The sequence below is a fragment of the Rhodococcus sp. IEGM 1381 genome (assembly GCF_030056795.1).
In the GTDB taxonomy this organism is placed as follows: Bacteria; Actinomycetota; Actinomycetes; order Mycobacteriales; family Mycobacteriaceae; genus Rhodococcoides.
Genome location: NZ_JASHKQ010000001.1, coordinates 1,425,998 through 1,452,401, shown reverse-complemented (window position 1 = coordinate 1,452,401; position 26,404 = coordinate 1,425,998). Strand labels below are relative to the sequence as shown.

The 26,404-nt window shown below is 63.3% G+C and carries 25 protein-coding genes and 1 tRNA gene; 9 read left to right on the top strand and 17 right to left on the bottom strand.

What is annotated here, in order from left to right:
- Positions 1–11: 11 nt before the first annotated feature.
- The 4 genes from QM797_RS07005 to QM797_RS06985 all read right to left on the bottom strand — a co-directional run bounded on the left by QM797_RS07005 (position 12) and on the right by QM797_RS06985 (position 4,992).
- Positions 12–2,510 (bottom strand): ABC transporter permease, encoded by a 2,499-nt coding sequence (locus tag QM797_RS07005; RefSeq protein WP_283274517.1) that lies wholly within the window; start codon positions 2,508–2,510, stop codon positions 12–14.
- 3 nt (positions 2,511–2,513) lie between these two features.
- Complete coding sequence (locus QM797_RS07000) at positions 2,514–3,293, bottom strand: ABC transporter ATP-binding protein (protein WP_283274516.1); 780 nt, start codon at positions 3,291–3,293, stop codon at positions 2,514–2,516.
- 652 nt (positions 3,294–3,945) lie between these two features.
- Positions 3,946–4,593, bottom strand: coding sequence for a type IV toxin-antitoxin system AbiEi family antitoxin domain-containing protein (locus tag QM797_RS06990; RefSeq protein WP_283274514.1), 648 nt, complete (start codon positions 4,591–4,593; stop codon positions 3,946–3,948).
- Positions 4,594–4,920: 327 nt separating this feature from the next.
- Positions 4,921–4,992: transfer RNA gene (locus tag QM797_RS06985), tRNA-Thr, on the bottom strand.
- 92 nt (positions 4,993–5,084) lie between these two features.
- On the opposite strand from QM797_RS06985, the gene QM797_RS06980 reads away from it, so the two are divergent.
- Positions 5,085–6,548 (top strand): threonine/serine exporter family protein, encoded by a 1,464-nt coding sequence (locus QM797_RS06980; RefSeq protein WP_283274513.1) that lies wholly within the window; start codon positions 5,085–5,087, stop codon positions 6,546–6,548.
- Positions 6,549–6,556: 8 nt separating this feature from the next.
- On the opposite strand, the gene QM797_RS06975 is transcribed toward QM797_RS06980, so the two are convergent.
- Positions 6,557–6,817: an MbtH family protein gene (locus QM797_RS06975; RefSeq protein ID WP_008710007.1), complete on the bottom strand. Its 261-nt coding sequence runs from the start codon at positions 6,815–6,817 to the stop codon at positions 6,557–6,559.
- A 91-nt stretch (positions 6,818–6,908) separates the two neighbouring features.
- Entirely contained in the window at positions 6,909–7,718 is an 810-nt protein-coding gene (locus tag QM797_RS06970; RefSeq protein ID WP_283274507.1) for an alpha/beta fold hydrolase, read from the bottom strand.
- A gap of 92 nt (positions 7,719–7,810) precedes the next feature.
- On the opposite strand from QM797_RS06970, the gene QM797_RS06965 reads away from it, so the two are divergent.
- On the top strand, positions 7,811–8,338 hold the full coding sequence (locus tag QM797_RS06965; RefSeq protein WP_283274505.1) for a general stress protein CsbD: 528 nt from the start codon (positions 7,811–7,813) through the stop codon (positions 8,336–8,338).
- A gap of 30 nt (positions 8,339–8,368) precedes the next feature.
- Positions 8,369–9,022, top strand: coding sequence for a hypothetical protein (locus tag QM797_RS06960; protein ID WP_283274504.1), 654 nt, complete (start codon positions 8,369–8,371; stop codon positions 9,020–9,022).
- An 89-nt stretch (positions 9,023–9,111) separates the two neighbouring features.
- On the opposite strand, the gene QM797_RS06955 is transcribed toward QM797_RS06960, so the two are convergent.
- Positions 9,112–10,440 (bottom strand): HNH endonuclease signature motif containing protein, encoded by a 1,329-nt coding sequence (locus QM797_RS06955; protein WP_283274503.1) that lies wholly within the window; start codon positions 10,438–10,440, stop codon positions 9,112–9,114.
- A 103-nt stretch (positions 10,441–10,543) separates the two neighbouring features.
- Complete coding sequence (locus tag QM797_RS06950) at positions 10,544–11,500, bottom strand: GlxA family transcriptional regulator (protein ID WP_283274501.1); 957 nt, start codon at positions 11,498–11,500, stop codon at positions 10,544–10,546.
- 126 nt (positions 11,501–11,626) lie between these two features.
- On the opposite strand from QM797_RS06950, the gene QM797_RS06945 reads away from it, so the two are divergent.
- Entirely contained in the window at positions 11,627–11,806 is a 180-nt protein-coding gene (locus tag QM797_RS06945; protein ID WP_283274499.1) for a hypothetical protein, read from the top strand.
- 89 nt (positions 11,807–11,895) lie between these two features.
- Complete coding sequence (locus tag QM797_RS06940) at positions 11,896–12,663, top strand: NAD(P)H-dependent oxidoreductase (protein WP_283274498.1); 768 nt, start codon at positions 11,896–11,898, stop codon at positions 12,661–12,663.
- On the opposite strand, the gene QM797_RS06935 is transcribed toward QM797_RS06940, so the two are convergent.
- From QM797_RS06935 to QM797_RS06920, 4 genes are all read right to left on the bottom strand, one after another.
- Positions 12,664–13,152 carry an FBP domain-containing protein gene (locus QM797_RS06935; protein WP_283274497.1) on the bottom strand — a complete coding sequence of 163 codons (489 nt, stop codon included), beginning with the start codon at positions 13,150–13,152 and terminating at the stop codon, positions 12,664–12,666.
- Position 13,153: 1 nt separating this feature from the next.
- The gene (locus tag QM797_RS06930; protein WP_283274496.1) at positions 13,154–13,720 is read right to left on the bottom strand and encodes a TetR/AcrR family transcriptional regulator; all 567 of its coding nucleotides are present in this window, start codon (positions 13,718–13,720) and stop codon (positions 13,154–13,156) included.
- Between the two features lie 66 nt (positions 13,721–13,786).
- Positions 13,787–15,535, bottom strand: a complete 1,749-nt coding sequence (locus QM797_RS06925; protein ID WP_283274492.1) for an ABC transporter ATP-binding protein — start codon at positions 15,533–15,535, stop codon at positions 13,787–13,789.
- On the bottom strand, positions 15,532–17,280 hold the full coding sequence (locus QM797_RS06920; RefSeq protein WP_283274491.1) for an ABC transporter ATP-binding protein: 1,749 nt from the start codon (positions 17,278–17,280) through the stop codon (positions 15,532–15,534). Before QM797_RS06920 ends, QM797_RS06925 begins: the two co-directional genes overlap by 4 nt.
- 104 nt (positions 17,281–17,384) lie before the next feature.
- Here QM797_RS06920 and QM797_RS06915 point away from each other — a divergent pair, with 104 nt between their 5' ends.
- Together QM797_RS06915 and QM797_RS06910 are read left to right on the top strand one after the other, a co-directional pair.
- Positions 17,385–17,558: a hypothetical protein gene (locus tag QM797_RS06915; RefSeq protein WP_008710019.1), complete on the top strand. Its 174-nt coding sequence runs from the start codon at positions 17,385–17,387 to the stop codon at positions 17,556–17,558.
- Between the two features lie 52 nt (positions 17,559–17,610).
- A complete protein-coding gene (locus tag QM797_RS06910) occupies positions 17,611–19,062 on the top strand; it encodes an alpha,alpha-trehalose-phosphate synthase (UDP-forming) (protein WP_283274489.1) in 1,452 nt (483 codons plus the stop codon).
- A gap of 146 nt (positions 19,063–19,208) precedes the next feature.
- Here QM797_RS06910 and QM797_RS06905 read toward each other — a convergent pair whose 3' ends face one another.
- The 5 genes from QM797_RS06905 to fabG are packed head-to-tail and all read right to left on the bottom strand — an operon-like array spanning position 19,209 to position 24,068.
- Positions 19,209–20,030: an HpcH/HpaI aldolase/citrate lyase family protein gene (locus tag QM797_RS06905; protein ID WP_283275304.1), complete on the bottom strand. Its 822-nt coding sequence runs from the start codon at positions 20,028–20,030 to the stop codon at positions 19,209–19,211.
- Positions 20,031–20,056: 26 nt separating this feature from the next.
- Complete coding sequence (locus QM797_RS06900; protein ID WP_283274488.1) at positions 20,057–21,268, bottom strand: acetyl-CoA C-acetyltransferase; 1,212 nt, start codon at positions 21,266–21,268, stop codon at positions 20,057–20,059.
- Positions 21,268–22,419 (bottom strand): acyl-CoA dehydrogenase family protein, encoded by a 1,152-nt coding sequence (locus tag QM797_RS06895; RefSeq protein ID WP_283274487.1) that lies wholly within the window; start codon positions 22,417–22,419, stop codon positions 21,268–21,270. The genes QM797_RS06900 and QM797_RS06895 overlap by 1 nt, the downstream gene beginning before the upstream one ends.
- 54 nt (positions 22,420–22,473) lie before the next feature.
- Complete coding sequence (locus QM797_RS06890) at positions 22,474–23,331, bottom strand: FAS1-like dehydratase domain-containing protein (protein WP_283274486.1); 858 nt, start codon at positions 23,329–23,331, stop codon at positions 22,474–22,476.
- The gene (fabG, locus tag QM797_RS06885; RefSeq protein WP_283274485.1) at positions 23,328–24,068 is read right to left on the bottom strand and encodes a 3-oxoacyl-ACP reductase FabG; all 741 of its coding nucleotides are present in this window, start codon (positions 24,066–24,068) and stop codon (positions 23,328–23,330) included. Before fabG ends, QM797_RS06890 begins: the two co-directional genes overlap by 4 nt.
- Positions 24,069–24,211: 143 nt before the next feature.
- On the opposite strand from fabG, the gene QM797_RS06880 reads away from it, so the two are divergent.
- Together QM797_RS06880 and QM797_RS06875 are read left to right on the top strand one after the other, a co-directional pair.
- Positions 24,212–25,006 carry a GntR family transcriptional regulator gene (locus QM797_RS06880; protein WP_283274484.1) on the top strand — a complete coding sequence of 265 codons (795 nt, stop codon included), beginning with the start codon at positions 24,212–24,214 and terminating at the stop codon, positions 25,004–25,006.
- 213 nt (positions 25,007–25,219) lie between these two features.
- Entirely contained in the window at positions 25,220–26,371 is a 1,152-nt protein-coding gene (locus QM797_RS06875) for an acyl-CoA dehydrogenase family protein (RefSeq protein WP_283274483.1), read from the top strand.
- Positions 26,372–26,404: the final 33 nt, after the last annotated feature.

Here is a 26,404-nt window from a genome sequence, read left to right as displayed (position 1 = left end):
GGTCTTCACGACTACACCGCCAGTTCAGTGGATCGACGCAGGGATCTGGCTGCCGTCAGGGTGCCTGCGCCAATGGAGAGTACGAGACAGGCGGTGATGGAAGTGGCAACCACAGTGGGATTTACTTGCGCTGACACAGCCCTGCCGACGGACGCCGAGAATCCCGACGCAATCGCTGCCAGCGCCGGCAACGAGACCAGTAGTCCGAGAATGACACCTACCCCGACGGTGATTGCAGACTCGGCCGCAACGCCTTTCACGATTTGCCGAGACGTGCCGCCCACCAGTTTCAGCGCAGCGAACTGACCTCGACGACCTTGCGCGGACATGGCGGCGGTATTCGCGACAGCGATTGCGGTGTACCCCACCGCCAGAATGATCAGCACCAGACTGAATTGACGCATGAGCCAACTGTCGCGTTCGTAGTCTGCTGCTGCGTAGTCGAAAGCGTCGTACACCGTCGCACCTGGCCCCAAGCTCGTGGGAGCATCTGCCTGCGGAACGAATACCGCTTCGGCCAACGACCCCGGATCGTGTTTGCGGACGGTGTCCCTCGACAGATTGAATCCAGCCATCGACGCGTCGATGTCGCGCACCGCTACGATTGTCAACTGCTCGGACTCGCCGTCTCGGAAGCCTACGTCTATGGTCTGTCCCTGTGTCCACCCGAATTTGTCGGCCAAAAGAGTTGACACAACGGCATTTTCAGGGCCTTGATCACCTTCGTCGAGCCAGCCGACGCCGTCGAGCACCGTCTGAGGTTTGCCATCGGGTTCGACGAACACGCGTGTCGGGAGCGCCGCGCGGACGACTCCGGCTCGAGAAGCCTGTGCCACTTCTTCATCCGTGAGGCCAGGTTTGTCGACCGGCCACACGATGGACTGGCCTTTGAGCGGTTCCGCTGCTTCCAGAGGATAGGCGGTCGCACTGGTCGCGACGTACCCACTGATCAATACTGCGAAAGCGACGGTTGCAATCACAGGTGCCGCGAGGGCAGCGGTGCGGGAAGTCGAGTTGATCAACTCCGCCCTCACCAGCATCGCGCCTGCACCTCGAACTCGCCGTACCGGCCACGTCACGACCCGAACGATCGGACCGATCACGACCGGGGCAAGGAGCGTGGCCGCAACGGTGAGCGCCATCGTCGCCGCCATCGCGCTGTAGATACGAGTGTCCGCGCTCGCTGCTCCCGCGACGACTATGACGACAACCCCAACCGACACGGCTGCGAGTCCACCGATCCACCGACCCCGCGACATACCTGAGGCGGGTGCCGCCGCAGAGCGAAGCGCCTCCATCGGCGGTATTTTCGCCGAACGGTTGCTCGCTGCCCACGCTCCGGCCACTGCCACGACGACACCCGCCACAATCGCACCGAACATCGGTGCGACGCTGAATTCGATCTCGTACCCGCGCGGTGCGACGTCGATGCGCTGAAGCACGATTGCCATCAACGGTGCGGCGGCGACTCCGATGGCTGCGCCGACGACACCACCGGCAACACCGGTGATCAATGCTTCTCCGAGCACCATTCCGCGGACCTGCGACGGTAGTCCGCCCACATTCCTCAGCAAACCCATCTCGCGGCGTCTCTCGGCGACGTTGAATGCAAATGTGGAGGAGACCACGAAGATACTGACGAAGCAACCGAGCAACGCCATTGCGGTAACCAGCTGCACGGCCAGGAAGCGCTCGCGTGCAAGGTAAGCCGGTTCCAAGATCGACCGTTCCTCACCGCTGACGATCTTTCCACGATCACCGACCACTGCGGCGGCGGCATCCTTCACAACAGACGCAGATGCATCGGGTGTCAGCTGCAGGCCGATTGCCGTAACCCCGGGAGCTTGCCGCGCCGCAACCTCGTCCGTTACGAATACTCCCCTCTCCGCAGATGATTCGGCGTCACCGGCAGTAGATGTGTCAACCGTGCCCGACACCTGCATCGGGCGGGGACCTTCGGTGAACAGTATCGACACCTGTTGCCCGACAGAGAATCCGAGACTCGAATCCAGAACGACTTGGTCGTCACTTCGAGGCGCGGCACCGGTCACCAACGGGTACGGTGCGAGCGCGGCACTGCTCCAGCCGTGTCCAGCGGAGAGCGCCTCGTCGCCGGCGGCGATCGGCGCACCGTCACGTGTCGCCTGGGCGAAGAAGGCGCGGTCCTGGACCGGCTGCTCGACGCCATCGACTTCGGAAAGTTGTTGCGCCAGCTGATTGCTCTCCTCGACCGACCAGGGCCTGCTGTCGGCAGCCGTGCCGCTCTCGTTCGAGGCCTGCTGAGGTACCGCGAACATATCGGTTCCCTCGACCCGTGGCGGAACCTGTGCACCCGACGAACCCCACACGAGCAGCGTCATCGTGATGAGCCCTACGCCGAGGCACACCGCCATGAAGGCTCCCACGAAGCTGGTCCACCGCGTTCGCACGTTGGCCAGCGCGAGCGATGCGGCCGCGCCACGCCCGAACCGAGACTGCGCGCCGGTATGTTTATTCCTCCTCGAAATCATATGTCACCCCTCCATATTGGCCATGCGGGCCGCCACTGTGGCCGCGTTCGTGCGACGATCGGATTGATCCTGGAGCACTCGATCGACGATCCGGCCGTCTGCCAAGAACAACACTGCGTCGGCGTACGAAGCGGCCGCCGGGTCATGGGTCACCATGATCACGGTTTGATCGTGTCGATCGACCAGCGAGCGCAGTCGCCGCAACACATCGTGCGAGGTGTTCGTGTCGAGTGCGCCAGTCGGCTCGTCAGCGAACAGAACCGACGGCTTTGTGAACAGAGCGCGGGCGAGGGCGACGCGCTGCTGCTGGCCGCCGGACATCTCACTCGGTCGGTGGTGTGCTCTTTCGGCGAGTCCGACCTCGGCCAACGCTGCAAGCACATCTTTCTGATCGGGACGTGCCCCGGCGAATCGCATGGGGAGCTCGACATTCTGGGCCGCCGTCAGCGAACCGACCAGGTTGAAAGCCTGAAAGACAAAGCCGATGTTCTCGCGACGAAGCAGGGTTCGATCTCGCTCGCCGAGGCCGCTGAGCGCAGTGCCCGCAATGGTCACATCGCCCCCACTCACTTCGTCGAGACCGGCGGCGCATTGAAGTAACGTCGACTTACCCGACCCGGACGGGCCCATGATGGCGGTGAAGGTGCCCCTCGGGAAGCCAACGGACACATCGTCCAGTGCCGTGACCGAGTTGTCGTTCGAACCGTAGGTCTTCGTGACCGACCGTAGTTCGACTATCTGTTCTGTCGCACGCAGGGGAGTATCTACCGTCGAAGTTTTCATACCTCCATCCAATAGCCGGCAGCACACGGAAGCACGGGTGTAGGTACGACTCTTTAGGGTAGTGATAGCAGGAGGGTCCATGCGACGAGTGCCCCGACCCCCGCCGTGGACCCAGGCGACTCACGTGTGACCGACTGCGTCGCCATCACACCCTCTACTCTCCACCAGTGGCGATAGTCGAGTGGAGGAACCCGAACTGCATTTTTGTTGTCGCACACGACGAACCGACACACTGCTTGCCGATCAGCCGGCAAATCCGCAGGTCACAGCCCTCTCAAAATCCCGAGTGGACAAACCGGGCCCTCAAGAATACGAGCGGCCGAAACGGCCAAAAAGGAAAGACTTCAACTACTTTCACTGTTCAGAGCCGCCATAGAAGGGCTGGCAGGGCCTCCTTGCCCAACGTTGCCGGCACATAACCTCGAACGATAGTCAAGATCGCGAGCGACATCAGGCCTTGAAAAAACAGCAATCAGGTCGATGTCCTCACTCAGATGACCCCCTACTGGATGGGTCCGGGCCAAGGCTGTTCCGCCAATGAACAGAATCCGATCGCACTCAGATATCCAAGCTGATGCGAGATCAAGTGATCCCGCTCTGCTCGAGCGCGCGACACCGAATTGCGCTGTCAACGAAAGCGACTCGTCAGGATTCACCGTCGCTCCCCCAACCGCACCAACGTCGTTCGCATCGTCTGAGCATCGGCGATCTCGGCCAACACTTCCGGGTCACACCGTCGATACAACTTCTCCACCGCCGGCCACACCTCACCCTCGGCGTCACCGAGACCCGGACGCTTCACCAGATCCAACACCGCCTGCTCCGCAGTAGTCACCAACACCGCGCCCAACTCGGTATCGATGCGCTCCGCATCCAGACGTGCCGTGTTTCGCACGACGAACCGAACCACCGCCTGACGATCCGCCAACCGAATCGGATCGTGTCGCGTCGGCACAGCCACCACCGCCGTTGCCAACGCCCGCGGAATGGCACCGTGCAACCGGGCCGCGCTGACACCCATCACGACGGCATCGTCGGCGCTGTAGGCCGCAACCGCGATACCGGCCGCCGCTCCCTCCAAACCCGGCATCCACTCGGTCCCTACCCGGTCGTCTGGCACCGCCATGTAGAAGCCTGTCGCCACCCGATGCAGCAGACCCAAGTCCATCAGGCGCGCGAGCTCGGCTCGCGGGTGCGCGTACACCTGGGCCGCCGTCGCGGCCCGCACCATCCGCATCGGAAGCCGCGCAAACTCCGGAGGTAACCCGGTGTGACGGCGTCGCACATTGCTCGCAGTCACAGCCGCCTCCATCGAGTATCGAATACGTAGGCTCCAAGCCTACAGAATCGACACTGATTCCAACACCGCAATCCCGGCCTAGCCACTCCCACCCGGTCCACAAAGATCCACCTACATCCACACGAATGCTCACTGATGAGTTAGCGATGAGTTGTGACATTCTGTGACATCGAACGCCGAATCGAGCCGCCGAACCGGCAAATCCCCAGGTCACAAGTGGCACGTAAACCCAGGTGGACGAACCGGGCTCGCACGCGAAACGAGCGGTGAAAGCAGCCCAAAAAGGGACGGCCCCAACCGTTTTCGCTGGTCAGGGCCGTCCGAAAGAGCCTCCTAACGGGATTGAACCGTTGACCGCTCGCTTACAAGGCGAGTGCTCTACCGCTGAGCTAAGGAGGCAGTGAAGCGAGCCCAGCATATCCGTTCATCGGACACTCAGTGTCAACAGGTACCTTGTCGGTGGATCACCCCAGCAACGTGTAAAGACGGTCATGACTTTCCTGCAAGACCTGACGGCTTCGTTGAGCCGTCTCACCGGTGAGCGTCGGGCCACCATCGATACGCCGACCGCTGCACCGTCACCCCTTCGTCCCATCGATCTGACCGATGATGCTTCGGTCGCGGAGGTGCTGGACCTGGCGGTTCGCGTCGGCGAGGTGTTGTTGGCCTCGGGCACAGCCGCGATGGACACGGCGACGCAAGTGCAGTTCATCGCCGCGACCTACGGCCTCGCGCGCTGCGACGTGGACGTCACGTACAACTCGATCACCCTCAGTGCGCACCGCGGCCCGACGCGGCCTCCGGCGTCGACGATGCGCATCGTGCATTACCGGTCGATGGACTTCACGCGACTGGCCGAAGTGGACCGTCTCATTCGCGCGGTGCGCGTCAAGATGGTGCCGCCGAGTGCGGCGCTCGAGCGGCTCGACGAGATCACCAAGGCCCCGCATCCGTACAACCGATGGATCGCGACTCTTGCGTGGTCCGGCATGGCCGCAGCCATCAGTGTGCTGCTCGGCGGTGGCGCTCTGGTGGCCGTCGTCAGCTTCCTGACGACGATGGTGATCGACCGCATCGGACGAGTCCTCAACCGTGCGGGCCTACCGTTCTTTTTCCAGCAGGTTGTCGGCGGCTTCGTCGCGGCGACACCGGCGATCACGCTGTACAACTTCCAAGATCAGCTGAACATCGACATCTCACCGTCGCAGGTCATTGCCGCGGGAGTGATCGTGCTGCTCTCGGGGCTATCGCTGGTCGGCTCGGTACAGGACGCGATCACCGGGGCCCCCATCACGGCGGTGTCGAGATTCTTCGAAGTATTGATGATGACCGGTGGCATCATCGCCGGCGTTGCGACGTCTCTGCGGTTGGCGGCATTGATCGGCACCGACCTGCCGCAGATCAGCAACCTGGCACCGCCGGACATCTTGCAGGTCCCCACCAAGGTGATCGCCGGTGCAGCAGCGTCACTGTTCTACGCACTGGCCTGCTACGCCGAGCGGCGTGCGCTGACCGCTGCATTCATGGGCGGCTTCGCCGGCTCCCTGGTGTACCTGCTGTCGCAGACCCTCAGTGTGGGGCCCATCATCGCCTCGGCCATCGCCGCTACCGTCGTCGGATTCGCGGGCGGTCTACTGGCTCGACGTGCACTGATTCCGCCGTTGATCGTGGCCGTCGCCGGCATCACGCCGCTATTACCTGGTCTGTCGCTGTACCGCGGTCTGTATGCGATCCTCAACGATCAACTACTACTCGGAATCAGCTCACTGTTCGCGGCGTTCGGCGTGGGCTGCGGCCTGGCGGCGGGCGTGACCCTGGGTGAGTGGGGTGCGCGCACGCTGCGCCGGCCTCGCATCCTCGCGCGTACCGAGGAACTACTGCGCCCGACGCTTCGCCGCACAGAAGAACCGCGCCGGCCGACTGTTCGTCGGCGGCGCGGCACGGGTACTTCGTAGCGCGGGGCTCAGGCCTCAGTGCTGGGGGTTCCCTCAGCAGAAGCGCGTGCAGCAGCGTCGGCTTCCATAGCCTCACGCAGGCTTCGCGGACGCATGTCGGTCCAGTTCTTCTCGACGTACTCCAAGCAGGCGGCGCGGGTGTCTTCACCGAAGACGACACGCCATCCCTGAGGGACCTCGGAGAACGTCGGCCACAGCGAATGCTGGTCTTCGTCGTTGACCAGCACGAAGAAGCGTCCGTCTTCGTCATCGAACGGGTTGGTACTCATCTCGCCTCACTCGTCGCAAACGTTTGATTGGTACGTGATGCACCGTGAAGTGCACCACGACACTAGCAACGCGGGTCCCTGCCCGGTGCCGTCAGGCCTTCAGAAAGCCGAGCAGTTCCGCATTGACGGCCTCGGGACGCTCGAGATATCCGTAGTGGCCGGCGTCCTCGATCTCCACGTAGCGGGCGCCCGGAATGGCGTCGGCCAGCTCCTTGCCCAGGTAAGCGGGGATCATCCGATCGTCGGCGAACCCGACCGCCAGGCACGGCACCGAGACACCGCGGTAGGCCGAGGTTCGATCGAAATCGTCCTCCATCCCCAGCTGAGCGCGCACTCCGGCCGAGGGTGACGACGCCGAGAACTCGAACAGATCGAGCCAATCGCGAGCACTACGCCCGTCACGCAACGTTGCAGGCGACAGGTTCATCACCGCCGTCACGGCTGCCGAGTACGTGCCCGGCAGCTCGACACCCTTGTCGTACAGAGCCCGCTCACCATGGGCGAGGGTCTTCTGAAACTCGTCGACCCTGGCATGTCCGGCGAGGAACACGGCCTTGCGCACCAGATCAGGCCTGGCCAGGGCCAGCTCCTGCGCGACTCGTGAGCCCATGGACGTGCCGACCACGAAAGCCTTCTCGTCGCCGTTGCGGACGAGTTCGATCAGGCCGGCGGTATCGGCGACCATGGCCTCGATGGTGATGCCGTGAGTGCTCTCCGACGACGGCGCGATGCCGCGATTGTCGAATGTGCACACCCGGTACCCCGCTGCTGTGAGAGCGGGCACCTGATGCAGCTCCCACACGCGGCCGGGGCTACCGGTACCCATAACGAGAACCACCAGGTCTCCACTGCCTTTGACCTGGTAATTGATGTCGATGCCGTTGATCTTGGCGATAGGCATAGGTCTCCTCACTGCTGATACGTACGTCGGCGATCGTATCGTTCGGGGCCGACGCGGGGTTACTCGTACAGCCAGTGGGTACCTGCAGCTACATGACTGACGAGAACGTAGCGGGCGAAGCACGCAAGGGATTGCTCGACGGAATCAAGGGCAAAGCCAAAGAGGTCGTGGGCGCGGTGACCGGCAACGACTCCTTGACTGCCGAAGGTCAATTGCAGGCCGCCCAGGCCCGCGAACGCAAGGAAGCCCAGGCCACCGAGCGGGTAGCGGAGGCTCAGGCCACCGAGGCCGGCGAGGAACTGGCCGATGTACGCACTGCAGCGGAGAGCCGCCGTGAAGCTGCGGAGGAGAACGCGGCCGTGACCGAGGCGAACGCGGATCGCGTACGGCAGACCCAGGTAGCCGCCGCCGAACAGGCAAAGCGCGAGGAAGTAGCGCAAGAGCACGCAGCCGCGGAGGTCGACGCCACGGCCGAGCAAATCGATGCCGAGGAGGACCGGCGCATCGAGCAGGCCGCTGCGGACTCCGACGAAATGGTGGCGGCGCAGAAGCACCAGGAAGCACTCCGGCAGGCCGAGGCCGATCGCAAGAAGGCCGAAGAGCTTCGCAACCAGGCTTGATCCACTACTGCATATCAGGAGTTTCGCTACATGAGCGTTTTAGCCATACCACTGACCATCCTTCGAATTCAGTACAAGATCGCTCGAATTCCGTTGCAGCTCATCGAGACCAACGTTGTCGAGAAGATGAACGCGGAATCGCCCGCACGCCTGGTGTACGAGCACACACTCGGATCACTGGACCGCGCCGTCGGAAACCTGTTGGGCGACAAGAGCCTTGCGGATCGCGGAGAGACGTTGGTCGACAGCACCGAGAACCGAGCCGAGGCAGCGCGCCTGGACGCCGAGGCCCGTGCCAAGAAGGTCGCTGCGGACGACGAGCTGAAGGTGGCTCGTGAGACTGCGGAGAAGGATCGCCGAGCGTCCGACGCCGCTGCCCAGGAAGCAGCACGTGATGCTCGCCAGGAAGCGGAGCAGCGCAAGCGCGAGGCTGCTCAGGAGGCTGAGCGTGAAGCCGCCGCCAAGAAGAAGAAGGCCGACGAGCAGGCTGCGGCAGCGACAAAATCAGCCGAGGATCGCAAGAAGGCTCAGCAGGCTCAGGTCGACAAGCAGGAGAAGTTGGCCGCAGCGCCGTCCGAGGCCGAATTGGCCGAAGCAGCAGAGCGTTCCGAGGAAGCCGACTCCAAGAAAGACGAAGCAGAGCGCATCGAGAAGCTGTTCATTGCAGAGAAGAACAAGGACTGAGCGCTCGATTCACTCGAATTGACCTCTTGGTCAACCTCTTCCAGCCCCGCACCGTGTTCTCGGTGCGGGGCTGGATTGTTTTCCAAGTGTCAGGCGATGTGGGGGCCGGCTCGTGCGTGGGATTGCCGGGGTTGTCGGTACGGGTCGACGGTGGCGGGTGGGACGAACCACGGGTGGTTGTCTGCGGCGATGAACACTTCCCAATCCGAATGGTGGATGAGTCGTTGGTGGAATCCGCAGAGCAGGACCAGGTTGTTCATGTCTGTCGGGCCGCCATCGGTCCAATGCCAAATATGATGCCCCTCTGTCCAGGCGGCGGGTTTGCCGCAGCCGGGGAACGCGCACCCGTGATCGCGGGCGGTCAACGCGCGTTTCTGTTTGGCGGTGACGGTGCGGGCCAAATTGATCGGGGATCCGTTCTCGTCCATGACGATGGCGGTGAGGATGCAATCACACGCCAACTGCCGGGACGTGTTGCGGGAGAGCGGTCCCATCCAGGGCAGCCAGCCGACTGTGGTGCCATCGCCGAACAAGTCGCGATACGCGCCGCGATCGGCGGTGGCTGCATGGGTCTCGTTTCCGGATTCGTTTGCGGTGCTGCCGTTCTCGTTGTTGTCCACGCCTGCGCCTGCTGCAGTGTTGCGGAGGTTGGTGAGGTCCTGCAATCGGATGTGCAGGTTGAGGTGCGGCCTCTCGCCGCCTTCGGTGGGGCGGTCTTTCGTAGCGAGGTAGTGGTCGATGATCTGCCCGAACGCCTCGGCTCCGCGTAGGGCGGGGCTGCGTTCGTCTCCGGTTCTGGGTGTCTCGGTGCCGTCGACTGCGGGCTGGGGTTCGGTCAGGGGTGATAGGGCGGCGAGGAGTTTTTCTCCGGTGATGGCATCGAAGTCACCTTTCAACGCCAGCCGCCCGTTCAGGGTTTTCGAGGCGAAGAGTTCGTTGCGGTCGGTGTCCTCGGGTGGCGGTTTCTTGCCACCGTAGGTGTCCTCGAGTTTGGTGATCGCTTCGCGGATGCGGTCGGTACGGGCTCCGGGTCCGGTCGCAGCTTTGATCATGGCAGCGCGGGCGATGTCTTGGCCTTCTTGCGGGAGGTTCTTGGGTGGTGTTTCGGCGAAGGTGAGGATCAGGGCGGCGTGGTCGACGGACATGACGCCGGTGTCGACGGCGTCGGCGATATCGGGGAAGTTCTTCAGTCCGCGGGCGAGGGCGACGATCTTGATGGCTTTGCTCGGGGTGAGCAGGGTGGTGGAGGTGAGCCAGCCGGCGGGTCCGGGGAAGCCGAGCTTGTCACGGCTGACGCGGGTGTCGATGTCGGCGACGAGGGCGATGCGCCGGGCCTCGAGCAGTTGGATCTGGTGGGAGACCACGGCGGCGTCGGCGAGGAGTTCTGCCTCGCTCAGTTGCCATATCTCCGTCGTCATGGACCAAGTATATCGAACAGGTGTTCGACGCGCAATGATAGTGCAATCGAAAACTATTGCTGTGCATAAGGATTCGTGAATCGGGACCTGTCGGTGAGCCATGCTAGGCGAGTCGACCACCAACCCTGAACGTCGCTCGGTATGCACTGGGCGAAACACCCAACTCCGCAGCAAGCTGGTTTCTCAACGATGTCGCGGTGCCGAATCCGGTGTCGTGCGCGATGCGTTCAACGGTCAGATCCGTGTTCTCGAGCAACTCCCGTGCACGCTGCACCCGCTGCGCCACAATCCAACGGGCCGGGGAGATTCCGACTTCGGCCAGGAAACGGCGGGAGAACGTTCGAACACTCATAGACTGCCGTCGCGCCAGGTCCTCCACCGAAAGGGATGCGCCCAGGTTGCTCAGCGCCCACTCCTGCGTGCCCGCCGTCGATGTGCCGTACGTCTGTGGCACCGGAGTGTCGATGTACTGCGCCTGACCACCGCTGCGATGGGGTGGCACGACGGTTCCGCGGGCCACCCGATTGGCCACCGCCGCACCGAAATCCTGACGAATCATGTACAGACACAGATCGATTCCCGATGCTTCCCCTGCCGCCGTCAGTATGTTGCCTTCCTCGGTATAGAGCACGTTCGGATCGATCGAGACCTTCGGATACAGCTCTGCGAACCGGGAGGCCGACTTCCAGTGCGTGGTAGCGCGTTTGCCGTCGAGAACTCCCGCCGCGGCGAGAACGAACGCGCCTGTGCAGATCGACGCCAATCGCTGATTCGTCACCACGCGGAACAGGGGCGAGACAGCGGCAAGGTCGGTCTCGTAGTCGGCGTCGGAGGCCGGAACGATCACGGTATCGGCCTCGGCCACGGCGTCGAGCCCGCGTTCGACGAGTATGCGAACGTCGGAGTCGGTGCGAACATGACCGGGCACGTCGGTGCAGGTGATCACCTCGTACAGCGCAGCGCCGGAGTCGGAGTGCGCCTGCCCGAATAGGCGATGCACGATGCCCAACTCCATGGCGAGAAGGCCGTCGCGGACATAGACGGCAATGCGATGCGTCATTTCCGAATCCTGCCACGTGGCGTTTCCCCTAGCGCGCCGACCAACCTCCCGGTTTACTGTTGATTCGGCGACGCGGACAACCGCGACGTCCGACGCAAGCACGACGAACAGGAGCTGGCTCGAACGATGAGGGAACAGCGCACGCTCTCGCCGATATACGCGACTCTGGTGATCGTCGGGGTTATTGCCGTCCTACGGCTGGATCTGCCCTGGGCGGGAATTGCGGGTTGGGGACTGGCATTCGTCGCGGCAGCGGCCTGGCTCATCACAACACTGCGGCCGCGGCGCGCGAGCCGACACGGGTAGCCGCGCCACACAGATTGTGGCCGAAATCTTGCACAAGTTGTCATTCGTGCCACTGTTGTCCGCAGGCCTGTTGCCCCAGGATCGAGTGCATGAACATCCTGTGGGTCTATGCCCATCCAGAAGCCCGCTCGCTGAACGGCTCACTGCGCGACGCAGCCCTGCAGCAACTCCGCGCCGACGGCGATACCGTCGAGCAGTCGGATCTGTATGCAATGCAGTGGAATCCGGTGGTCACCGCTGAGGATTACGCCCACGATCCGACGGAGCGATTCCGGGTGGCGACCGCATCCAGCACAGCCCTCGCGGCCGGCATCCAGACCCAGGACATCGTGGCCGAGCAACAGAAGTTACAGCGTGCCGACGCCGTCGTGCTGCAGTTTCCACTGTGGTGGTTCTCGATGCCCGCGATCATGAAGGGCTGGGTGGATCGAGTATTCGTGGAGGGTTTCGGCTACGGCATCAGGACATCCGACGGCAGCACCCGGCGCTACGGCGACGGCATGCTCGCCGGAAAGCGCGCGATGGTCGTCGTCACCATGGGCGGCAGCGAACACACGGTGTCGCCACGCGGTATCAACGGCGACCTGGACGAGATGCTGTACCCGATTCAGCACGGCATCCTGTTCTACACCGGCATGTCCGTTCTTCCACCGGTACTCGTCGCGAGCGCCGACCGGATGACCGAGTCCGATTACGCTGCAGCGGAATCGGAACTTCTCCAGCGAGTGAAGGGTCTGCGCACCGAGGATCCCATCCCCTACCGCACCCAGAACGGCGGCGACTACGACCGACGGTTCGTGCTGCGGGACGACCTCGAAGCCGAGGACACCGGCATGCGAGTACACACCATCAGTTGATCAACCGAGAATGCGAGCGAGAAACGCACCGATGTTGTCTTCGACTGCAGCGGTGCGGGTCTCGACATCGAAGTCTTCCTTGAACTGCCGACCCAATGCCGGGGTCTTCTTCTTCCGCGCATAGAGCGAGCACGCGAGGTCCGAGCAGATGTAGGTACCCACGGTATTGCCGCGCCTGCCGGATTCTCCGGCCTTCGCAGCAGCCATCAGCGACACTCCACCGTTGGCGTGCGTGGTGAGGCAGATGCTGCACATCTGCGCCGTGCGAGGCCCTCCGGGCTTGTAGCGCAACGCGATTCCGCGCAGAGCGTCCCCAGACGGAACGACGATGTAGCTTCTTCCGGCGAGCTTCGGATCCACCCAACCGAAGAAATCGAGATCGTCCCACGGTACTGCGTCGAAGGCATCGGGAAGGGTGACCCGTTTGGCGTCGCCCTTGGACGAGTTGACGAACGACGACCTGATGTCGCGTTCGGAGATCGGTTCCATGTCACTGCCTCCAGTGCTGTAAGAGTGTGTCGATTCCGTCGAGGATGCGTGTCCACGATTGCTGCGAGTCGGGTGCACTGTGCGCGAACGAGCCGGCCGCGTCGAGGCAGGCATAGCCGTGAAAGACACTGCCGAGCAATCGAACTGCATGGATCTGATCCTCTTCGCCGAGGTCGTACCCCCGCAGGATCGCCTTCATCATCGCCGAGTGACGCACTCCCGCACTCGCAAGAGCGGTCTCGTGATCGAGCGGAAACTGCGTCGCCGCATAGCGACCGGGGTGCTCCCGCGAATAGTCGAGATATGCGTTCGCGACGGCAACTAGAGCATCCTTGCCCGCTCGGCCCGCGAGAGCCTCCGACACCCGATCGGCCAGTTCCTCCAACGCCAGCAGCGCGATGCCGACGTTCAACTCGTGCGAGTTCTTCAGATGCGAATACAGACTCGCCACCTTGACGTCGAAGCGTCGCGCCAACTCGCTGGCGGTCACGCGATCGAAGCCGACCTCGTCGGCCAGATCCGCTCCCGCTGCCACGATGCGCTGCGCGGTCAATCCTGCGCGTGCCATGTCGGCCTCCTCTGTTCGAGAAGACCGTAGCCGAAACTAATAGCTATAGGCAAATTGCTAAAGCAATCAGCGCCCCTGCCAGGCCTCCCACAGCTGTGCGTACCGTCCGCCGGCCGCGACCAGCTCCTCGTGCGGACCCTGCTCCAGGATTTTTCCGTGTTCGAGCACCACCACGCGATCGGCCGCAGCGGCCTGCGTCAGGCGATGCGCGACGATCAACGTGCTGCGCCCCTTCGTCGCGGCTTCGGCGGCAGCTTCGAGCTCTCGCGCACCGGAACTGCCGGCCTCCGCGGTGGCCTCGTCCAACACCGCGACGGCCGGGTCGGCGAGAACCAAACGCGCCAAGGCCAATTGCTGCGATTGTGCCGCGGTCAACTGATGCCCGCCCTCGCCGACGGCGGTATCGAGTCCGTCTTCGAGCGCCTCGACCCACCCCCATGCCCCGACTGTTCGCAGTGCCGCTTCGACGTCGGCGCGTTCGGCCTCCGGCGCGGCCAACCGCACGTCGTCGATCAACCGACCGGCGAAGACATGCACTTCCTGACTGACGATTGCGACATGACGGCGCAAGCCCTCACTGCCCAGCGCGTCGAGCGTTGCGCCGCCGACGCGAACTGCCCCGGACGTCGACGCGATCGAACCGGCCGCGATGGCCGCGATGGTCGATTTACCGGCACCGGTGGATCCGACGAGCGCTACCGTCTCACCCGCAGCGACGCGCAGGTTCACTCCGTGCAACACGTCGTGACCCTCCTCGTACGCGTGCCGTAGATCGGTGACGTCCAGGGTGGCGTCGGCGGGTACGGAACCGTCGCCCACCGGCCGTTCGTCGGGAATGTCCACGACGCCGACCAGGCGGGCCAACGACGCACCGGCAGACTGGATGTCGTCGAAGGTGAACAACAACGTGCCGATCGGATTGAACAGGCGGTGGAACAGCAAGGCCGCGGCCGTCGTCTCACCGACGGTGACGTAATCGCCTCGTACGAGCAGGAACCCGGCCAGCAGGATCACCGACAGTCCAACGCATTCGGCACGGTTGCTGCGCGAACCGAACCGGGTGAAGAGCCGAAAGACCTCCAGGCCGATGTCTCGGGCCTTCGCCGACGAGCGGTCGATGTCGCTCAGGTGGGCAGACTCGAGCCCGTACGCGCGCACCGTCTTTGCACCCTGCATGCTGCTGACGAACGACTGCGCACGCTCGCCCATCGCGACGCGTTCGGCCGCATACAGCGGAGCCGACCGCGGCAGATACCACCGCAGCGCCAGCACGTACATCGGTAATGCCACCAGTCCGGCGAGGCCGAGACGCCAGTCGATTCCGAGCATCGTGATCATGCTCAGGCACACGAGCAGGAATGCCCCGACGAGCTGCGGGATCACTTCACCGATCGACTTCGCCATCACTGCGACGTCGTCGCCCACCCGAGAGAGCAAGTCGCCCTTGCCCACTCGCTCCAACGTCGCCACCGGCAGATGCAGGGCGCGACGGACGACAGCTTCGCGCAACGAGGCCAGGATTCCTTCACCGAGGGTGCTGATGAGATAACCGCTGAATCCGGTGACGATTCCGCCGATCACCGCAGCCACCGAGATCACCACGACAACACCGACGATCGTCGAGGTGTCGGCTCCGTCGCGGACGCGGTCGACCAGAACCCCGAGCACGTACACCGGCACCAGCGACATCCCCGCGGCAATTGCGCCGAGGAGCAGCGTCACCGCCGTTCGTGCTTTCCGCAGGCGCAGCTGTTCCAGCAGCCACTTCCCGGACCGTGCTCCGGTGGCGATCGGAAGGAGTTCGGGGGTCGTCATCGCAGCACCGTCTCCCTGTACTGCGCATCCGAGGACGCGAGATCGTGGTGCGTTCCCTCGGCAACGACGCGGCCGCCGTCGACGACGAGAACGCGATGGGTCACCGACAGCAGCGCAGGGCTGGTGGTGATGAGGATCGTCGTCTGCGACGTGCTACCTCCGTGCCGCAGCTCGGCGACACCGCGGGCGATGGCGTGTTCGGTGACGGCGTCGACGGCCGTCGTGGGGTCGTGCAGCACCAGCACCGGGGCATCGACCGACAGCGCACGGGCCAAGGCGACTCGCTGACGTTGCCCGCCGGACAGGCTCGCGCCGCGGTCGGTGACAGCGTGGTCGAGTCCGGCTTCGTGCAGTTCCACGACGTCGGTGGCCGCGGAGGCCTGCAGCACTCGGGCGAGTTCGGCCTCGGGCCGCTCGCGTCCGGCGGTGACGTTGCTGCGGACGGTGCCGGCGAAGAGGTCGGTCAGGTGCGGCTCGACGAGAACGGTCTCGCGGGCGCGTCGGAGATCGATCTGCCCCGTCGGGATGCCACCGATACGCACCGTTCCGGTGTAATCGGACTCGGAGATCTGGCCGGACAGCAGTGCGGCGATCGCTTCGCCGTCCTGTGGTCGGTAAGCCACCACTCCCAGTAACTCACCCGGTGCGGCCCGGAAGGCGAGGCCGTCGAGCGACCGGAACCGGACGTCGTCGACGGTCAGTTCGGTACCCACTGGAACTGCGGACTCCGACTGCGGTAGAACGTGTTCCGCGCCGAGTACGAGGGCGAGCCGATCGGCCGATCCACGCACCATGGCCACCACACCGGGGATCTTCGACAACCCGGTGAGCGGTTCGATGACAAATTGCGAGAGTCCGATGACGGTGATCAACTCGCCGACCGAAATTCGGCCCTGCAGCGCGAACCAGCCTGCGGTCCCGGCAATTCCGACGGCGAGCAGCGCGTTGACCGCCGCGGCCAGGCCCTGATAGACGTTGTTGGCGCGGGCCAGTTTCAGCGTCGCTGCCAATGCCGTTCGGCTCGACGTCACGAACCGCTGCGTTGCCGCGCTCTCGGCACCGATACCGCGCAGGGGTCGCACTCCGCTGACCAGATCGGTGGCCATTCCCGATACCCCGGCGATCTCGGCCTGCTGCGCGGTGGCCGCACGAGTGAGCAACGGGGCCAGGCGCTGGAGCGCAATCAGAATCACCGGAGTACCGATCACGACAGCCAGGCCGAGAGGAATGTCGATGATCAGCAACGCCACCGCCGACGCCACCACTGCTACGGCCGAGGCGAAGACCCGCGCGATCAGATCGAGGATCCACGACTCCTTCTCGGCATCCGAGGTCGACACCGTGAGCAGCTCCCCCGACGACAGCTCGGTCCGCAGTCCGCGGGGATCGAGTACGCGTCCGGCAACCTCGATACGCACCAGGTACGCCTCCCGCTCGATCGCGACGACGATGATGCGAGCACCGATGCGCCATGCGTACGACAGCGTGACGAACAGGGCCGCCAGCCCGATCAGCGAGACGATCATCGCCGTGACGTCGCCGGTGTCGATGGCCCGCGAGACTATGAGACCGATGGCCACCGGGACCATCGTTTCGCACAGTTGATGTACCCCGAACAGCATCGACGAGCCGATCAAGCGAGCGCGATGGCGACGTACGGTGCGGCGCAGAATTGCGGAGCCGGTGGCCGGAGGAGGGCCCTCCACCACCGGTCGAGCATGGCGGAGCGGTACAGAATCGGTCATTTGCTGCAGCCTAAGGCATCGGGAACTGGCGATGGGGTGCCACATTTACATAGAGTCGTGGCCAGGAACACCACGTAAGTCCAGCAGAGAGTACGGAGAACACCATGCCTGCCAAGACCTCCACCGACAACGACATCGCCGACGAAGACATCGTCCCACTCGAGTACGAGACGGCCAGCCAGGCTCAGCGCGTCGTCGCCGCCTATGCGACCGATGCAGACGAATGCCGCATGTTGTTGTCGATGCTGGGTATAGATCCCGTAGCGAAGACCGACTGACAGGTTTTCGCAGGGCTGTTACCCCAGAGATCTACAAGCGGATTGGACAGTTGTGGCTGACGCCTCGCAGGGTTCGGATTTTGTCGTCGTAGCCAACAGGTTGCCCGTCGATCTGGAAAAGCTTCCGGACGGAAGCACGCGATGGAAGCGAAGCCCCGGCGGGTTGGTCACCGCCCTCGAACCGATCCTGCGGGCCAACAAGGGTGCCTGGGTGGGATGGGTCGGCGTGTCCGACGTCGACGTCGAGCCGTTCGTCGAGGACGACCTGCAGCTGCGACCGGTACCGATCAGCGAGAAGGAATACAGCCAGTACTACGAGGGGTTCTCCAACGCGACCCTGTGGCCGCTCTACCACGACGTCATCGTCAAACCGGAGTACGACCGCGACTGGTGGAACGCCTACGTCGAGGTCAATCGCCGCTTTGCCGAGAAGACATCCGAGGCGGCGGCACAGGGCGCGACGGTCTGGATCCAGGACTACCAGCTCCAGCTCGTCCCGAAGATGCTGCGCATGCTGCGCCCCGATCTGACCATCGGGTTCTTCCTGCACATCCCGTTTCCGCCGATCGAGCTGTTCATGCAGATGCCGTGGCGAACCGAGATCGTCGAAGGACTGCTCGGTGCCGACCTCATCGGGTTCCATCTGTCCGGCGGCGCACAGAACTTCCTCTACCTTGCCCGACGCCTCGCCGGGGGAACCACGTCCCGCGGAACGGTCGGAGTGCGATCCAAGTTGGGCGTCGTGCAGGTCGGCTTCCGGACCGTGCGCGTCGGAGCCTTCCCCATCTCCATCGACTCGGGCGACCTCGACACCAAATCGCGTACGAAGGCAGTACGCGATCGCGCGAAGCAACTCCGCAAGGATCTGGGAAACCCCAAACGCATCATGCTCGGCGTCGATCGACTCGATTACACCAAGGGAATCGACGTCCGGCTCAACGCTTTCCGCGAATTGCTCGAAGAGGGCCGCGTCGACCCAGCCGAGAACGTCATCGTGCAGTTGGCCACGCCCAGCCGGGAACGCGTCGAAAGTTACGTAGCGATGCGCGGCGAGATCGAGCAGCAGGTGGGCCGCATCAACGGCGAGTACGGCCAGGTGGGCCATCCGGTGGTGCACTACCTGCACCGGCCGATCCCCCGCGACGACCTGCTGGCCTACTTCGTCGCCGCCGACGTCATGCTGGTCACCCCGTTGCGTGACGGTATGAACCTCGTCGCCAAGGAGTACGTGGCCTGCCGCAGCGATCTCGGCGGAGCATTGGTGCTCAGCGAATTCACCGGTGCCGCAGCAGAACTGCGCCAGGCGTACCTGTGCAATCCACACGACCTGGACAGCGTGAAGGACGCCATCATCGGCGCGCTCGAACAGGAACCCGAGGCAGGAAAACGCCACATGCGTGCCATGCGTCGGCAGGTGCTCGCGCACGACGTCGACCGCTGGGCCCGCTCCTTCCTGACCGCGCTCGCACAACCTGCGGAGGGCTCGAACCCCACGCAGCGTTAAATCGCTTTCCTTTCGACCGTCGACAGGAGTCAGCCGAAGGTTTCTTGCCAATACGCGGACTACCGGAGTGCGACTAGGTTGTCGGGGCGATGTCGGGACTGCATCGAAACCGATTCGACAGTCCAACCTGCTCATTCACGATGTCGTCAGATCGGTATGTCGGCTCTACGAAGCACCGATCGGGCGCGGTCCGCTACCGGCTTGTCCACCATCGATCCGTTCACCGAAAAGACCGAGCCGTTTGCAGGATCGTCCACTGCCGCCACAATTGCACGCGCCCACAGCGTTTCCTCCGGTGTCGGCCTCATTGCGAGATGTGTCGATGAAATCTGTCGCGGATGTATGCACAGTTTTCCGGTGAAGCCGAAATCCGATGCTCGCTCGACATCTCGGGTGATGGCGGCGATGTCGTCGATCGCGGTGGTGACTCCATCGATTGGGCCAGGAAGACCTCCTGCCGCCGACGCGAACGCGAGATCAGCTCGGGCGCGGTCCAGAAGCATCGATCGATCGGGGTCCACCCTCAGTTCTGCAGCGAGGTCGATGGTTCCGAGAGCCAGCCGCGCCACGCCCGGCATACGCGCGACAGCGGCAGCGTCGAGGACGCCTTGGGCCGTTTCGATCAGGGCGATGATTCGATGGTCCGGCAAGAGGCACGCGAGTCTCTCGATGGACGACTCATCTGCCTTCGCGAGCATCACACCACAGGCGAGCGCACTGATCGCTGAAACATCCTGCTCGAATTCGGCGGTGGTGGCAGCGTTGATGCGCACCGAAGCCGCGACACCTCCACTCACGTACTCGACCACATTCGCGCGTGCCGCGGTCTTGGCACCAACGCCAACCGCGTCCTCGAGGTCGAGGACAACGATGTCGGCACCCGATGCCGCGGCCTTGTCGAATCGCTCAGGACGGTCGCCCGGCACGAACAGTAGCGTCCGGGCATGTGCTGGATTCGACAGGCGCATATCTGAGGCCCGTTCTCCGTCCACGGTCACGCCGAGGTGATGGACGCTGCCATCCCTTGCCCGCCACCGACACACATCGTCATCAAGCCTCTGCCGCCACCTCGACGCTTCAATTCATGCGTCAGGGTAGTGAGCATGCGAACGCCGGTGGCCCCGATCGGGTGACCGAGAGAGATACCGGAACCGTTGACATTCAACCGATCTCGATCGTTCCACTTCCACTGATGGAGAACGCCCAGTACCTGACAGGCGAATGCTTCGTTCAGTTCGACGAGGTCGAAATCGGTCATGGACAGTTCGGTGGATTTCAACAGCTTGTGCAGAGCAGGAACCGGACCCAGTCCCATCTCGGCAGGTTCGCACCCTGCCGCTGACCATCCTTCGACGAATCCGATCGGTTCGAGGCCGTATTCCTCCAGCTTGTCTTCTGCCACGATCAACACCGCGGCGGCCGCATCGTTCTGTTGACTCGCATTACCCGCTGTCACAACCCCGTTGGGCATCACAGCACGCAATGCCGACAACGACGCGACGCTGGTGTCCGGCCGGATACCCTCGTCCCGTGCAACCGTTACAACATTGCCCTTTCGATCCGTGACGTCGACAGGGATGACCTCGTCGTCGAAACGACCCGCTTCCCAAGCGGCATGGGCCTTGTGATGACTTTCCGCGGCGTACTCGTCGGATTCCGCTCTGGTCACGCCACAACGGCGTGCGACGTTCTCGGCCGTTTCGACCATGCCGCTGATCTTTCCGAACCGCCACTCGGGCTGCGAGCGCTCGCGTCCTCGGTCGAGTCGGTCCCACATCGTCACCGCACCGGACCTCGTTCCCCACCGCGCGCCTGTCGTGTAATGCTCTATGCCGCTCATGCTTTCGACACCGCCCGCCAGGACTACACCGGCAGCGCCGGTCTGGACCATCATGGCTGCGGTCACTATCGCCTGTAGGCCCGAACCGCACCGGCGATCGGTCTGCAGACCCGCCGCCGAAACCGGCAATCCCGCATCGAGAGCGGCCCATCGGCCCATACACGGTGCCTCGGAGTTCGCATAGGACTGCCCCATGACAACGTCCTCGATCAGCTCCGGAGCTATCCCGGACCGTGCGACTGTCGCTTTGATTACCGTCGAGGCCAATGTGTGCGCGGGCACGTCGCGAAATCCACCGCCGAATCTACCGACCGCTGTTCTCACCGGTGCCACGATCGCCGCGCGCTGAAATGTTCGCTGCGCCATCAGAGTCCCCCACGCCCGACCAGTTGAGCGGCGATGACGTTGCGCTGAATCTCGTTCGTGCCCTCGCCGACTATCATCAACGGCGCGTCTCGGAAGTACCGTTCGACGTCGTACTCCGTCGAGTAGCCGTACCCGCCGAAAATTCGAACCGCGCTCATCGCGATTTCCATCGCAACTTCGGAAGCGAACAGTTTGGCCATGCCTGCTTCCATATCGCAGCGGTCCCCTGCATCGAATTTTTCGGCTGCGTGTCGGGTCAGTTGACGCGCTGCGGTCAGCTTGGTCGCCATGTCTGCCAGGTAGTTACCAATGGATTGATGCTTCCAAATCGGTTGTCCGAACGTGTGACGCTGCTGCGCGTAAGCCAACGAATCCTCCAGGGCTGCGGCAGCGACTCCCAGTGCCCGCGATGCCACCTGAATACGACCCGTCTCGAGCCCCTTCATCATCTGCGCGAAGCCGCAGCCGGCGACGCCGCCCAGGATGGCCGAGGCGGGTATCCGGTAGTCGTCGAAGGAGAGTTCGCAGCTTTCGACGCCCTTGTATCCGAGTTTGGGGAGGTCGCGGGAAACCTCCAGGCCCTTACCGTGTGTCACGAGAATGACCGACATGCCCTTGTGCCGCGGCTCGGCGGTCGGGTCCGTCTTGCACAGCACGGCGATAAGGTCGGATCGCCGGGCATTGGTGATCCATGTCTTCGACCCGTTGATGACCACATCGTCTCCGTCCGCACGTGCGGACGTGCTCATGGCCTGTAGATCCGACCCGCCGCCCGGCTCGGTCAATGCCATGGTTGCGCGAATGTCACCGGTTGCCATGCGCGGTAGGTACGTCTGCTTTTGTTCCTCGGTTCCGTACGTAGCCAACAGCTTTGCCACCACTGTGTGGCCACCCATCGCTCCGGCCAGGCTCATCCACCCCCGCGACAGCTGCTCGGTCACTTTGACGTAACAGGGCATCGACACAGGGCAACCGCCGTACCCGTCCGGAACGGCGAGCCCGAAGATACCGATCTGCTTCATCTGTTCTATCCATTTTTCCGGATATTCGTTGGCGTGTTCGACCTCACGTACGGTCGGTTTGACTTGGCGGTCGACGAATTCGCGAACCGTCTTGATCAGAAGCTCTTCTTCGTCGCTGAGGTAACCCATTGATTCGTCCTCGTTCCATTTGCCAGTGTGGCTGTACGGCTGTGCAATGTTGTGTCAGGCCGCTGCATCGAGGGTCAGACAAGCCCTGCCCTGCTGCCGCGCGACGATCGTTGCGGTTCGGTCACCGTGTGGCGTGACCTCGAACTCGACCCCGCGTCCGCAATAGGCGGGGGACAGAAGCCGATAACTCACCCGAGCTGCATGACAGCCGAAGTGCCGGCGCGCCTCTTCCAGCGCCCGCAACGCCAGAAGGGGACCGTGCACGACGAGGTCCGGATGACCCTCGACGTCAACGGCGTACGCGCGGTCGTAGTGGATTCGGTGCGCGTTGTAGGTCAGCGCGCTGAACATGAAAAGTAGGCGTTCATCGGGTACGAGAGCCGCGGTTTCGGTGTCCAGGACAGGAGGGAGCTCGGGCTTCGTGGCGGCCACATCCTCCGGGAGGCGGTAGACGATGTCGCGTTCGTCGACCACACACACCTGACCGTCGACCGACAGTTCGTGCTGCTCGGTGACCAAGAGCAGCCATCCGGTCCGGCCCTTCTTGATCTGTGTCGAGATCACCTTTCCCTGCCGAACAACGCTGTCCCCGATACGAATCGGAGCAACGACTTCGACGCGGCCTCCGCCGAACATTCGGCGGCGTCCGGCGATGCCGGGTACCAACGCGTCGCGCACCGGGTGTCCGTCCGGCCCCAGTCCTTCGAGCTCTCTGACCGGGTGCAGGTACACCTCGTGCCACAGCGGAGGCAGCTCGTCCCCGTGCACTACAGCCGGTGAGCCGAGCAACCCAGAGAGTGCGGCGGCAGGCCACAGTGCCAGGACGCCGTCCCTGACGTCGGGCTCCGACGTCCACGTGTCGACTATTCGAGTGAAGGCCTCGGGTGCGGCCGCAGTACCGTGTGGTGTCACATCAACCGCCCACCGGTGATCTCGAGCGTCGTTCCCGTCATGTAACTGGACATGGAACTGGCAAGAAACACCACGACACTTGCGACCTCGGAGGGTTCGCCGACTCGCCCCATGGGAATCTCGGCCATCTTCGAGTCCCAGGCCTTCTGCGGCATCGCCTCTGTCATGGCCGTCCGGATCAGTCCGGGCGCGACAGCATTGATGCGAACACCGGCGAACGCGACCTCCTTGGCCGCGGCTTTGGTCAGTCCCACGATTCCCGCTTTGGCAGCGGAGTAGTTCGTCTGGCCGAGCATTCCGACTTTGCCGGACAGCGACGATACGTTGATGATCGAGCCGCCGCCGTGTTCACGCATTCGTGACGCAGCTGCACGGGTACCGTTCCACGTTCCTTTGAGATGGACTTCGATGACCGCGTCGAAGTCTTCCTCACTCATCTTGCGCATCGTGTTGTCGCGAGTGAACCCGGCGTTGTTGACCAGCACGTCGAGTGAACCGAACGCAGAGTACGCCAGGTCGAGCAACGCCTCGACAGAAGAACTGTCCCTGACGTCGCACACCGCGTGACGGGCCACGCCCTCCCCGCCGAGATTGCGGACCGCCTCGTTCGCTACGGCTTCGTCGATGTCACCGATCACCACTCGCGCGCCCTCGTGAACGCAGGCTGTGGCGATGGCCAGTCCGATACCTTGCCCACCACCGGTCACTACGACAGTTCTACCGTCCAACAGGCCCACTGAGACTCCATCCGTTCAGATGTCGACGCAGACGTGTATCGCGCCGACAGGTCGATCCGGGTTCGGAAGACCTCAACCCACTTGAATAGTGCAATATATTCCATATTTAAGCAACCACCCCGCCTCGACTACACTTAATATTCATGGGTCCCAAACCGACACGCGCGCATCCAGTCCGCCGCCGCATGCGCCTGAGCGATGAAGCGGCCGCGTACGTCCGCGAGCGCATCCTTGCAGGTGAGCTACGTCCCGGAGAGTTCATTCGTTCCGAATCCATCGCCGACGAACTCGACATCAGCGCCACCCCCGCTCGAGAAGGTCTGCTCGTACTGCAGTCCGAGGGCTTCCTCCGAGTAATTCCTCGCAAAGGGTTCGTGATCGCCCCGCTCGATCCACAGGACATCAACGACGTTTTCACCGCTCAGGCGCTACTGGCCGGAGAACTCACTGCCCGCGCTGCAGCGCGCGCCGGGGACTCGGACATACACGTACTGAACGAACTCCAGGACGCGCTGGAAAGGGCCGCGCACGACGAGGACTTCGACGAAGTCGAGCGAATCAATCACTCGTTCCACCGATCGATTTTCGCGCTCGCAGGCAGCCCGAAGCTGCAATGGATGGTTGGGTCGACTCTGGGGTACGCGCCGCGAAAATTCTTCGCAGCAATTCAGGGGTGGCCGAAAGCCTCTGCCCAAGATCACCGTCAGATCATCGAGATGCTCTCGGCCGGCGACGGCGACGGCGCGCGTAAAGCGATGGCGGACCACGTACTCGAAGCCGGCCGACTCCTCACCGAGCACATCGAGCGAGTCCACGCCGAGTCACACGCCGACGACGTGTCCGAAGACGAAGCGCCCAGAGACGATGCGCACGAAGAGGATGCGCACGAAGAGGATGCGCCTGGACTGGACGAGCAGGACACGACGGAAACGACCTGATCAGCGTCCGATCATAAGTAGAGCCTAGCGATGGGTTAGGCAATATTCGTCTTGTGTACGGGCCCCGCTCGCACTTTCATGGGTTGCGGTACGTCCCTCGTCGACTCGATATCCGTGACCGTTGATGTCGCCATCGAAGTTGCGCGGATTTTATGCGCACAGAATATGACGGACGCGGACGTGGCGAACCACAACGAACAAAAGAAAGAGACCATGGAATCCGAAATTTTCGACGACATTCTTGGCACAGTGCGAACGTTCATCCGCAAGGAGGTCGTGCCACGCGAAGAAGAGATCGAAGAGACCGACGCCATTCCCGACGACATTCGCCGAAAAGCTGCATCCATGGGCCTGTTCGGGTACGCACTCCCGGAGGAGTACGGCGGAATGGGCTTCACGATGAGCGAGGATGTGCGCCTGGCGATGGAACTCGGCCACACCACCCCCGCATTTCGGTCCATGATCTCGACCAACAACGGTATTGCCGGCCAAGTGGTTGCCCGGTATGGCACCGAGGAACAGAAGAAGGACTACCTCCCCCGGTTGGCATCAGGCGAACTCATCGGATCGTTCGCACTCACCGAGGCAGACGCCGGGTCCGACCCGACAGGTCTGCGTACCACTGCAGTTGCCGACGGCGACCACTACGTCCTGAACGGGACGAAACGCTACATCACCAATGCGCCGCTGGCCGGTGTCTTCATGGTCTTCGCACGCACAGATCCATCGTCCACCGGCACGAAGGGAATCTCCGTGCTCGCCGTCGACGCAGACAGCCCAGGGCTCACCGTCGGACCGCACGACAAGAAGATGGGACAATCCGGTGCCTGGACCGCCGAGCTCTTCTTCGACAACGTCCGGGTTCCGGTGGACAACATCATCGGTGGACAAGAAGGCGCCGGATTCGCCGCAGCCATGGGTGCATTGTCACGCGGTCGTCTGCACGTCGGTGCGTTGTGCGTCGGAATCGGTGAAAGGCTGCTGGAGGAATCGGTGCGAGCAGCAACCGTGATCACCCAGGGTGGCCGTTCTATCGGAGGCTTCCAGCTGGTCCAAGCGATGCTGGCCGAGAGCAAAACCGAAATCGCAGCGGGTAAGGCCATGGCACTCGCGGCCGCGGTCGACTACGACTCGGGAATCGACACGAAAATGGGGCCATCGACCACCAAGTTGTACTGCACCGAGATGGTCGGTCGAGTCGCCGATCGCGCGGTTCAGATTCACGGAGGCCTCGGCTACATGCGAACAGTGCCCGTGGAACGGCTGTACCGCGATGTGCGCCTTTTCCGCATCTACGAGGGTACGAGCGAGATCCAGAAGCTCATCATCGCGCGCCAACTCCTCAAGGACGCCCCCGCCTACTGAGCGTACGAGTAGTGCACCGCCAGCTGTCGGGGT